Genomic DNA, 2,207 nt, shown 5'->3' with positions numbered 1-2,207 from the left:
AAAACTAATCATGATTAACTGTGTAATATGCAATATTATGTATATCGGCATCAGCACATAAGTCTTTAATAAAGCGGTTAAAGCTGAGGCAAGCAAACAAAAGCCAGGCCACAAAAGGTTTCTAAGTGACCTGGCCTATTGAAAGTAGAGTGGTAACTCTACTGATTGAATAGCGAACATTGCTACCTTATCTCTTTCCATGCGCCCCTTAACTCTTTTAAGAGCACCTCTACTTGTTTAATCTTTTTGACATCATTATTTGCATTTGCGATAGTAAGCTCTTGCAGCATATGAACATACAGGCCTTGCAAGTTAGCCGCCACTTCTCCGCCTTCTTCCATATTAAGCGACGCAAGCAGCTCCTCGATAATAGCTATTGTCCTTGTTATAAACTGAATCTTTTCTGCCATTTTACCTTGGTTGATACAAAATGCGGCCTTACTGAGGCGACTTATGGCTCCATCATAAAGCTGTATGATAAGATCTAGCGGATTCGCAGTGGTAGTCACCATGGTATCTGTATATGCGTTTTGGGCATAAGCTGTATTCATCTTATCTGTCCCTTCTTATTTATTGCCACTAAGTGCTGCGAATTGTTGCGCCATATAATTTCCCTGGCCCTGAAGCTGTTGCACGGTCGCGTCAAGATTATTAAACTTCTTCCTAAGCGCTAGCTCGACTTTATCAAGTTTACGTTGCATCTCTGCTTCTCTCTGAGCCAGCAATTTAGTAGTCGAGCCATAACCCTTTTGCTTATCCGGAATAACGGTCTTTATGTATGTATCAAGAGTTGGCTCCAGAGAAGTGGCCATGCTATTTAGTGTTGCCATAACATTCTGATCATCAGCTGCCAACGCTTTATCGAATATTGCAGTGTCAAAGCTAAGAACGCCGTTTCTATCATGTGTGATACCTAATAGCGCGAGAGAGCTGCCATTATATGTATTGGTAGTAACTCCCCTTACGGTAGAAGCTAGAGATCTCAATGTGCTATCGGCAGGCAAAACTCCTTGTTGTGTGCTGGTTCCTTGTAGGCTCTTTACCGTATTCATTACTGAATTATAGGCACCCACCAACGAATTGATCTTAGTCTTTAACGCATCGTTGTCTTTCGATACATCAAGGTTAATTGTGGCGCCAGCTGAATCCTTTTTTAAGTTAATCGTCACACCTGCTATAACATCGGTGATGGTATTCGATGATTTCGTCACTGCCAACCCATCAACTTCAAGGGAGGCGTCCTTCGGTATTAGCGATTGCGATAAGCTTGCGATTCCACCGTTAACAAGCCCAGTGGCACCATCGTAGGTGGGATTAAATGCGAGTTTTGACAAACCGGTCATGTCCTGGTCATCGGGGTTCTCCTCAAATGTGCCATCGTTATCTTCATCAACTTTTATAACGATCTTGTTTGCGAGACCCGTTTTGTTAGAAGCCAGGACTAATCTATTCCCCGATCCATCGTTCACTATAGATGCGGTAACATCTGTCTTGGCTGTATTGATAGCGTCCTTGATGCCCGCAAGAGTATTGTTCGTTGAATCGACCGTTATTGCAAAGGCAATGCCACTGCCGACCTGAATCTGCAACTTCTGTGTAGCATACGTCGATAAATCAGCTACGGAATCGGTTGTGTTGGCAAAAGTTGTAGAGTAGATGCTTTGGGCAAACGCTATGTTAATAACTTTGATGGTGTGGCCAGCTGCCGTAGCACCTGCATTGGTAGTTGTGGTGAAGACTGCTGTATCACCGCTAGTAGCCTTCATGCTTATGCTGTTACTATCCTTTAGCGCCGTAACAGCACTCTTGAAACTCGAGACCGATGATAACAGATTGCCGAGACCGCTTATTTTTGCCGCGTAAGCAGCCTCTTTCGTTTGCAACACTGTAAGCGGCTGGCGCTCAACTTGCATAAGCTTGCTGACAATATCATCGGTGTTAATGCCGGAGAAAATCCCCGAAGTTGTTAATGTCATGTTACGCCTCTTTATCGTAATTACTCTTTATACTATCCTGAAGGCGCTCGTAAGCGGTTATTAACTCCTTAGGCGGAATCTGCTTTACCACTTGGCCTTCCTTATCGAGAAACTGGATGACTACGTATTTCTCATCCTGGATAGCAAAAACAGCCTTGTTGTCATTAATTGCAGCCCCTGGCTCTTTTTGCTTAGATACTTTGACCTCTGGGGTTTGACCCTTTTGTTGGG

3 protein-coding genes are annotated in these 2,207 nt (G+C 43.7%); all 3 read right to left on the bottom strand.

Annotation, left to right across the window (positions count from 1 at the left end; genetic code table 11):
- Positions 1-182 precede the first annotated feature (182 nt).
- A complete protein-coding gene (fliS, locus tag COY37_RS04700) occupies positions 183-551 on the bottom strand; it encodes a flagellar export chaperone FliS (protein ID WP_286976432.1) in 369 nt (122 codons plus the stop codon).
- Between the two features lie 15 nt (positions 552-566).
- Positions 567-1,976 (bottom strand): flagellar filament capping protein FliD, encoded by a 1,410-nt coding sequence (gene fliD, locus COY37_RS04695; protein WP_286976428.1) that lies wholly within the window; start codon positions 1,974-1,976, stop codon positions 567-569.
- A gap of 1 nt (position 1,977) precedes the next feature.
- Positions 1,978-2,207, bottom strand: a 230-nt coding sequence (locus tag COY37_RS04690) for a hypothetical protein (protein ID WP_286976425.1), incomplete at its 5' end; no start/stop codon positions are given.

It is taken from the genome of Candidatus Aquicultor secundus (assembly GCF_002791875.1).
In the GTDB taxonomy this organism is placed as follows: Bacteria; Actinomycetota; Aquicultoria; order Aquicultorales; family Aquicultoraceae; genus Aquicultor_A; species Aquicultor_A secundus.
The sequence above is the reverse complement of the archived record's forward strand: the minus strand, read 5'-3'. Positions and strand labels throughout refer to the sequence as shown.